Raw genomic sequence first — 8962 nt, forward strand, 5'->3', positions numbered from 1 at the left:
AGGATTAAATTAAAGCCAAGGGTTTTTGGAGGTAAATAAAATGCATTATATCGGCATCGATCTAGCCTGGACCTATACCAATGAATCGGGAATCTGTGTGATTGCTGATAATGGAGAAATCATCTATTGCGAGTCCAAGGTTTTCAGCGACGAAATGATTGCGGACATCGTTGCAGAGCATGCTCAAGAAGGAGCAATCGTGGGGATTGATGCTCCCTTAATCGTGAATAACGAAACAGGTTCCAGATACTGTGACGGAGCTATTATGAGAGAGAAAATTCATGGTAAGAATCTGTCCGTTTTCACCTGCAGTAAAAGCTTTATGCTCAACCACTTCGGAGTAGTTCGAGGAGAAGAAGTCGTCAAAGCCATTCGGAAGCGGATGCCGGCTTTTGCCCTCACAGGAGACTTAAGCAGTGAAAAGCATGTTATTATAGAAACCTTTCCCACGGGAATAACCTTAGGCCTTTTTCCCGACGCTTTTCCAGTTAAATACAAAGTCAAACATAAGGTTGCCTTTGAAACAACCAAGGCAGAAATGGGGCGGATGGTCAGCCTTTTGCAAAGGCTGGGCGACTTTGATCCCCCCGTCCATAATATAGATGATTGTTTCCATTATTCATCGGGCATTCAAGCTATGTCTAAGAAGGAGTTTAAGAACTTTGAGGACAAGTTGGATGCTTTTTTATGTGCTTATGCCACCTATTGGCTCGCCAATCATAATGGGAAGGTTTTCGGCGACGATCGGGATGGTTTTATTTTGATTCCGGTGATAGATGAGCAGGAAGTCCGTGACAACAACAGGTCAGAACGAATTAAAGTTTACAACAAGCTGATTCGTGATAAGATCCCCCAAATTATCGAGGATGGCGGTAAGAAAGCCATTATCGAAAAGGTTTCGGGTACTGAGTATCTGAACCTATTAAACGCCAAGTTAGGAGAAGAGCTTCGGGAGTATCTGGACAGCCAAAGACTTGAAGAACTGGCGGATATAGTGGAAGTAGTCTACGCTATCCTGGATTATAAAGGGGTATCCCGGCGGGAATTTGAGTGGATCAGAAAGCAAAAGGTCGAAGAGAAAGGTGCTTTCCGGGATAAACTCCTGCTTAAAGAAGTTAGCGACAGTTGAGGGGTTGAAGCAAATTGACAGAGAAGATCAAGCAGAAGGGAAGCCTGGGCAGTATCGCCGAAGACCTCTTTGTCGAGCTGTTCTGTGATACCTTTGGTCCGGATCAAGCTGAGTATCTCTTTCTGCAGTATCCGGTCACAGATATTTATGGACATAGACGCTCCCTTGATTTTGCTCTGGAAAGTGAAGATTTAAGAATTGCCATCGAGATTGACGGTGAAACCTATCATAATCCTAACAAGGTTTCTTCTAATAAATATTATGATGACCTTACCAAGCAAAACAGCCTGATCTATCAGAACTGGAAAGTCTATCGCTGGGTTTACAACCAACTGAAACACCAACCGGAAAGGGTTAAGGACGAACTGCGGATTTTTGTGGGGGAAATACCCGCCTTTAGAATGCTGGAGGATTATCTGCCTAAGCAGAAGGGCCAGGTCATCGAACTGCGGGAGCATCAGCAAGCAGCTTTAGACAGCCTGCAGGCCATGCGCGAGCAAGGGGAGAGTATCGCTCTGCTTTATCATGCTACCGGCACCGGAAAAACTGTGACCGCAGTCAGTGATGCCAAACGTCTGGGGAAACGAACTCTGTTTTTGGCTCATACCAAAGAACTGATTACCCAGGCTAAAGGCACCTTTGAAGAACTTTGGGATCAGGCGGAGATAGGTCTCTATGTGGCTGAAGAAAAGGCTGCAGACGCTTATGTTGTCTGCAGCAGTATTCAGAGTGTGGCCAGGAATCTGGAAGGGTTTAAACCCGATGACTTTGGCTATATCATCGTCGATGAATGTCATCATGGAACAGCAGATACTTATAGGAAGGTTTTGAGCTATTTCAAACCTGAATTCACTCTGGGGCTCACGGCTACCCCAGACAGAGCCGATGGCGAGAGCCTCCTGGAAGACTTTAAAAATGTGGCCCATAAGCTGGATTTGCAGCAAGCTGTGGAATTAGGGGAACTTGTTCCCATCAGGTGTATCCGGGTCAAGACCAATGTGGATCTTTCCACGGTGAGAATTAACGGCATTAAATATTACGCCCAGGACTTAGAAAGCAAGCTTTTTGTGCCGGAAAGAAATAAGCTGATTGTAGAAACCTATCTGAACTATGTTAGGGATAAGAAAACCGTGGTATTCTGTGCCTCCGTACACCACGCTCAGGAGATATCTGCTTTATTTAAGGAAAAGGCAATTCATTGCGAGGCTGTTTCCGGTTCAATGAAGTCAGGAGAAAGGGCGAGGATTTTAGATCTTTATGAGAATGGGGATATCCAAGTCTTATGTGCCTGTGATCTCTTAAACGAGGGTTGGGACAGTCCGAAAACAGAAGTTTTGTTCATGGCCAGGCCGACGCTTTCCAAGACACTTTATGTTCAGCAGCTGGGCCGGGGGATGCGCAAGTTTGCGGGTAAGGACTACCTGATGGTTTTTGATTTTATTGATAATGCCGGATTGTTCAACATGCCATACTCCCTGCACAGGATGTTTAACCTGAAGGAATACAGGGCGGGAGAGTACGTTGTTGCCTCCCAGAAACAGTATGAGCTGGACAAGGACTTAATCGCCAGAGGAGAAAAACCGTCTGTTTTTCTGGATTTCCCGGTGAATGCCGCGGATTACGAGCTGATTGATCTCTTTAACTGGCAGGATGAAGTGAAAGGAATGATCTCACAGCTGGAGTTTGTAAGGATGGTGGATGTGCAAACAGAAACCATTGAACGGTACCTGCGGGAAGGAAAGATAACCCCTGATTTAGAGGTACCCTTCGGGGATAAAAGGAGCTTTAAGTATTTTAGGGAAGCAAGCGTGGAGAGCTATGCTAAACAGTATGGCTGGGAGCTGATCAATCCTGCCAATATGAAAGATAAGTTTATGAACATGGTCAGGACCATGGATATGAGCTTTTCCTATAAGCCGGTATTGCTCAAGGCCATGCTTGAGCATGTTGACGAAAAGGGAAGAGTTCGGGTGGAGGACATAGTTAATTACTTCATGGATTTCTATAGGGCTAGGAAAGAGAGCGGGCTGGTGGTTGAGAAGAAATCCAGTCTGTATTGCAAAGACGGATATATGAGAAAGGACGTTGAGAGAAATATCTTTAGTAATCCCTTTAAGCGGTTTGAGGACATGCGGTTTATGAGCCGGTGCCGGGATATTGAGTATGTGGAGTTTAATCGGCATGTTTGGAAGAGGCTGACGCAGGAGGAGAAGGACTGGATTGTTGGGCGGTGTGATGAGAAGTTGGAGGAGTATTATAGGAAGCGGGTTTAGATGCTTGGATGAGAGTTCTTTTCGCTGTGCTTAGAAAAAGCTTAGGGGTTAAAAAACTACTATTGGCTTTTTGAATACGCCGATAGGGGGAATGAGGGGGGAGACGCTCAAATGATAAAGGCTTTTGTGGAGTTATGGTATTTATGGCTTTTGGTTTTAGTAGTTTTTATTTATCGATTGTATAAGGCCAAAATCAAAGGAATTATTGGCGAGAAAACAATATCGGCGTTTCTGACGAGGTTAGAACCAACAAAATATAAGGTTATAAACGATCTAATGTTGAGCGTTGATGGGAAGACCTCTCAGATAGATCATGTAGTCGTGTCAAACTACGGGATTTTTGTAATAGAGACAAAGAACTATAAGGGCTGGATTTTGGGAGATGAGCACGGGGAGAATTGGACACAAGTAATTTACAAGCGGAAGGAAAGATTCTTTAATCCGATAAGACAAAACTATGGACATATTCAGGCTCTAAAGCAGAATTTGCAAGAATACCCAGAGTTAAATTATGTGCCGATCATTGTTTTTTCCATTGACGCTGATTTAAAGGTTAAAACAAATACCAAGGTTATATATTCAGTAAAATTACTTAAAACGATTAGAGAGTTTACAGAGGAAACCATTACTGAGCAGCAAAAGGAAGAGATATATTCGAAATTGCTAGCTCTAAATGTAAGAGATAAGGAAGCCAGAAACCAGCATGTTGAAGGAATAAATAAAAAGAAAGCTGAAGTGGCGAGCCAAGTAAGCGCTAATAGATGCCCTAAATGTGGTGGGGAGTTAATCACGAGAAGGGGTAAATATGGGGATTTTAAAGGGTGTAAAAATTATCCGAAGTGTAGGTTTACAATTACTAACTAAGCATTAATCTGGGTTTGGTCAACGTGTAGTTATGATTTTAAGTGTTGAAAATGGCTTATAACTGGAGCAGGGTAAGATTTAACAGCTATATTTACCTTAATCTACAAGGAGTGAATTGCATTGAAAATTTCTGATATGATTTTTAATTGCAAAGTTAACTCGCTTTCTCGATTTAGCGGGCTTTATAGGATTAGGATATTTATTACATCGAAGCAAGAGGTATATTCTGTAATAACAGATATTGGAGATTATAATCCGTCTACTTCAGTAACAAATGCTATTGAATATATTTGCAGTACACTAATTTCTGCTGGCGTTGTTCCAAAAGAAACGTGTTTTATTGAGCATTATGAACCACAGGATTATTATCAGAGAATGCATTCATTCGACATTGTTACTTTTGATGGAAAGGGATTGCCACATTGGACAAGTATTGGTTTTCAAAAAATTATTAATATATTAGAATGTGATAAAATGGAATTTCTAGATACTACATTTAGTAATCCAAGATTAATGAATGAGATTGATAGACTTAGATATCAGATGGATCCAAAGATTGATTTTCCAGATCAAGAAAACCCAGAAATTATAAAGAGAAGATTTGAAATTGAATATAACAATATAAGTAAAGAGAAAATTATTTCTTTAATAGAGAGTAATGTTAAAGAACAGGATATCTCAAGACTATTAAAACAAGATTTATCATTGTTCGGAGAAGTATATGCTCATCCAAAAGAAGAATATATTTGTTTTTCTGAGTTTCCAATAAATAATGGAGTTGTCGATTTTGTTGTTTTTACGGGGCGATCTAGAATGGATGTTTACCTAATTGAGGTAAAAGGTTCTAACTTCAATTTAGTGAATAGTGGAAATTATGAGAAGTTATCGAGTAAAGTTGAAGAAGCGACAGGCCAAATTAGAGAGCGACTACAGATAATTTATAATAACTATGAAAAGTACCGAGTTGAATTTCATAAAATTCGTAAGACCGTTGAGTCAGGCACGAAAATATATAATTCTTTTATAGGACCTTATGGAGATCTTTTAGTAGATCCTGATAAAGACGTGAATATACATCCCGTAGTAATAGCCGGTAGAACAAATAATGACTTAATGGAAAGCAGAAAAAGACAAGCGTTTGAATTTTACTCTAAGCCAACAATTAAGCTTGAAACTTGGGATTCGTGGATCAGAAAATTAACTAGAAGGTAAACTTAAAAGTTGCATTTTGTTCTTGAAATAATGTGGAGACGGTCACCAACGACGTGTTCGTAATATCAGAACGGGAACAAAATAACAATGCTTTAGGACTAGCAAACCATATTCATATTAATATCAGCGTATGGACAAAGAATCGTGTGGCGGATTGAAACAAGGGGGGGTTACTTTGGCTATTTCTGTAACAGATTATTTGGGAATTGATAAAAGCAAGTTTAATTCTACGGGAGCTCTTGATAGTATTCTTGATTTTGATACCAAAATGTATATTGATATTGCATTATTAAAACAATGTAGTATTTCTGAATTCAAGGATGCCTATAAAAAAGTTACTCAAAGATTTGAAAATATACTTCTTCTATTAGAGCACTCTACAAGGCAAGATGATAAATTTTGGAGGGCGGCAAAGCAACAATTGCATTTTAACGAACAACCTGGGGTATGTCTTGGTTTATCGAAGTATGGAACAAGAGGCCGTGGATTTGGAGAGAAACTAGAAAATCAATTGCTATCTGATGCGAAAATAATTATTTCTGCAGGAATTAAAGATACTCGTATTTTCGAATTAATGCCACTCTTTGAAGAAAATATTGGGCCCGATAGATTAAGTGATATGGTAGTTTCAATTATTTATGAAGAACTCGTCGCATACTCTAAAAATATTTTTAGTAAATTTTTATTTACCTCAGACTTCGATCCAAAGACTCAATTACCTATTAATCCTTATAATAAATTTCCTATTATTTTTGTACCTAAGTCAATTCTTCAGGACATTCCATTGGCCTGGAGTTGGGAGGATATAGACCGTGTACAACATGAAAATGAAGAAATAAAGAGAAGCTTTAATGAGACTATTGGTTACACGTGGAAAAAAGCTACTTCAAGTAGAGTCAGAAAATCAGATTTGCGTTACTATATTTTGAATTACCCAGGGTTTTTAATTGATTTACTCAGTAAATATGAAACTAAAACCCCTTTAGAATATGACTTTACTAAAGATAGATCTGGTCAAATTATTTGGTATGAAAGTGCAAAGAAGATTGCTGATGATTATCCACTTAAGTTACATTGGAGTCAAAATATATCTAGTGAAGACATCTACAACACCGTTAAAACTATATGTCTTCATTTTAAGGATTTAGTAGAAAATAATAAACTTTATTCTTTACTTTACAATGATAATGGCTCTGCAAAACACGAAAGTGCGGCACAATTGATTTTTTATGGCATTGCTGACGCCTATTGTAAGACAAACGATATTGACTTAAGTAGAGAGGCAAATGCTGGGCGAGGGCCTGTAGACTTTAAATTTAGTAAGGGATATGATTTTCGTATTCTTGTTGAAGTAAAGAAAACAAGTAATAATGACTTAGTTCATGGAATTGAGATTCAAGTTGGAGAATATGAAAAATCGGAGAAAACAAAACGGTCAATTTATTTAGTTATTGACGGCGATTGGAATGGAGCAGAGAAAAACAAAAAGGCTCTGAACAAATTTATTGAAAGAATGGAGAAGGATAACATAACAATTTCAGAAATAGTCTATGTAGATGCGAGAGAAAAAGAGGCTGCAAGTACATATAAAAAAGCTAGAAAGTAAGGAAGGAGACCGAAAAATCAGTGTTTTGGTCTATAATGTAATAACTTTTGCTGTATACGACTTTGGCAATCATATATTCTCGATATGGAATCTTTTTACACCTTTTTGCATCTTTCCAAGTTGGTGGGAAATTAAGCACGCAATATTCCTATTTTTAGTAGTTTTAATTTTGTATGGATTCATGCTTATGATATCGAGTTAGTATATCGCTACTAGAAATAAAAGGAAAAGTGAGTTTGTGAAAATCATAGGTACTAGCAATACAAAGTATTTAACTAAATTTCACCAATTAAATCAGACAAAAGCTAAATAGAGTCCCGAAATCAGCCCCTACTGTATATAACTATGAATTTACGGACACTAAACATTAAAAGTGTGTTAGGATAAAAGTGGCCGCACCTAGCAAGTCCTAAGATAGGAGAAACGATGAAAACAGAAGCCGAAACAAGAAAAGAACTTATTGATGCAAAACTACATAAAGCGGGTTGGGATGTAAATAATCTCACCCAAGTCTCAAAAGAGTTCGATATTTCTGTGCCCTTACCTGATGGAGTGGCAGAGGCGCGGACTCCTTATGAAGGTCATCAATATAGTGACTATGTTCTATTGGGGAGAGATGGGAAGCCACTAGCTGTTGTTGAAGCTAAAAAGAGTTCCAAAGATGCTTCAATTGGTCGGGAACAGGCAAAACAGTATTGTTACAACATTCAAAAACAAAATGGTGGAAAACTCCCTTTCTGTTTTTACTCTAACGGTCTTGAGATTTTCTTCTGGGATTTAGAAAACTACCCTCCCCGAAAAGTAGTAGGCTATCCAACACGTGATGATTTAGAGCGATTTCTATATATACGAGAACATCGAAAACGTCTTGCTGATGAGCTGATTAATACGGCAATTGCGGGAAGAGACTATCAGATCCGGGCAATTCGTTCTGTAATGGAAGGAATAGAAAAGAAACAACGAAATTTCCTGCTGGTGATGGCCACTGGAACTGGAAAAACAAGAACCTGTATCGCCCTAGTTGATGCACTTATGCGTGCAGGACATGTCGAACGTGTGCTATTTAACTTGTGGATAGAATTGCTTTACGGGAACAGGGACTAACAGCTTTCAAGGAACATTTACCAAATGAACCCCGCTGGCCCAAGGTTGGTGAAAAGCTCATTGCTAAAGATCGCCGTATCTATATTTCAACCTATCCCACAATGCTCAATATAATAAGGGAAGAAGATAACACCCTTTCACCTCACTTCTTCGATCTGATTGTGATTGATGAAAGCCATCGCTCCATATATAATACCTACGGAGAAGTTCTCGATTATTTCAAAGCGATTACACTCGGACTAACTGCAACTCCGACAGATATTATTGATCACAACACTTTTAAGCTTTTTGATTGTGATAATGGTCTTCCAACGTTTGCCTACACTTATGAGGAAGCTGTTAATCACATACCGCCCTATTTGTGTAACTTTCAAGTTATGAAGATACACACTAAGTTTCAGGAAGAGGGTATTAGCAAGCGAACTATCTCCCTGGAAGACCAAAAGCGATTAATTCTTGAAGGTAAAGAGGTAGAAGAGATCAATTTTGAGGGCACCGAGCTGGAGAAGACTGTTATCAATAAGGGGACCAATGCGCTCATCGTCAAAGAGTTCATGGAAGAATCAATAAAAGATTCCAATGGTGTTCTTCCTGGTAAAACTATATTTTTCTGCTCTTCAATGTCCCATGCGCGAAGAATCGAACAAACTTTTGATTCCCTTTATCCTGAGTATAAGGGCAATGTCATTAAGTTAAGGCCTGAAAAACACAACCATCCAGATTAAGATGGTTGTGTTTTTCTTATACATACAGGTGGGCATATAAAATTTATCA

Annotated in this window: 7 protein-coding genes; all 7 read left to right on the forward strand. The window is 39.0% G+C overall.

The genetic code is table 11. The features are described from left to right. The first annotated feature begins 40 nt into the window (after positions 1 to 40). The 7 genes from BLS16_RS13250 to BLS16_RS24625 all read left to right on the forward strand — a co-directional run bounded on the left by BLS16_RS13250 (position 41) and on the right by BLS16_RS24625 (position 8913). Positions 41 to 1129: a DUF429 domain-containing protein gene (locus tag BLS16_RS13250; RefSeq protein WP_092333964.1), complete on the forward strand. Its 1089-nt coding sequence runs from the start codon at positions 41 to 43 to the stop codon at positions 1127 to 1129. Positions 1130 to 1143: 14 nt separating this feature from the next. Next, complete coding sequence (locus tag BLS16_RS13255; protein ID WP_092333966.1) at positions 1144 to 3402, forward strand: DEAD/DEAH box helicase; 2259 nt, start codon at positions 1144 to 1146, stop codon at positions 3400 to 3402. A 111-nt stretch (positions 3403 to 3513) separates the two neighbouring features. Beyond that, positions 3514 to 4266: an NERD domain-containing protein gene (locus tag BLS16_RS13260; protein WP_092333968.1), complete on the forward strand. Its 753-nt coding sequence runs from the start codon at positions 3514 to 3516 to the stop codon at positions 4264 to 4266. Between the two features lie 120 nt (positions 4267 to 4386). Then, positions 4387 to 5478 carry a Shedu immune nuclease family protein gene (locus tag BLS16_RS13265; protein WP_092333970.1) on the forward strand — a complete coding sequence of 364 codons (1092 nt, stop codon included), beginning with the start codon at positions 4387 to 4389 and terminating at the stop codon, positions 5476 to 5478. Positions 5479 to 5653: 175 nt separating this feature from the next. Then, entirely contained in the window at positions 5654 to 7084 is a 1431-nt protein-coding gene (locus BLS16_RS13270) for a hypothetical protein (protein WP_092333972.1), read from the forward strand. A gap of 426 nt (positions 7085 to 7510) precedes the next feature. Continuing rightward, positions 7511 to 8188 carry a DEAD/DEAH box helicase family protein gene (locus tag BLS16_RS24620; RefSeq protein ID WP_207649757.1) on the forward strand — a complete coding sequence of 226 codons (678 nt, stop codon included), beginning with the start codon at positions 7511 to 7513 and terminating at the stop codon, positions 8186 to 8188. Then, positions 8155 to 8913, forward strand: a complete 759-nt coding sequence (locus tag BLS16_RS24625) for a DEAD/DEAH box helicase family protein (protein WP_207649758.1) — start codon at positions 8155 to 8157, stop codon at positions 8911 to 8913. Before BLS16_RS24620 ends, BLS16_RS24625 begins: the two co-directional genes overlap by 34 nt. Positions 8914 to 8962 lie beyond the last annotated feature (49 nt).

It is taken from the genome of Desulfosporosinus hippei DSM 8344, from assembly GCF_900100785.1.
In the GTDB taxonomy this organism is placed as follows: Bacteria; Bacillota; Desulfitobacteriia; order Desulfitobacteriales; family Desulfitobacteriaceae; genus Desulfosporosinus; species Desulfosporosinus hippei.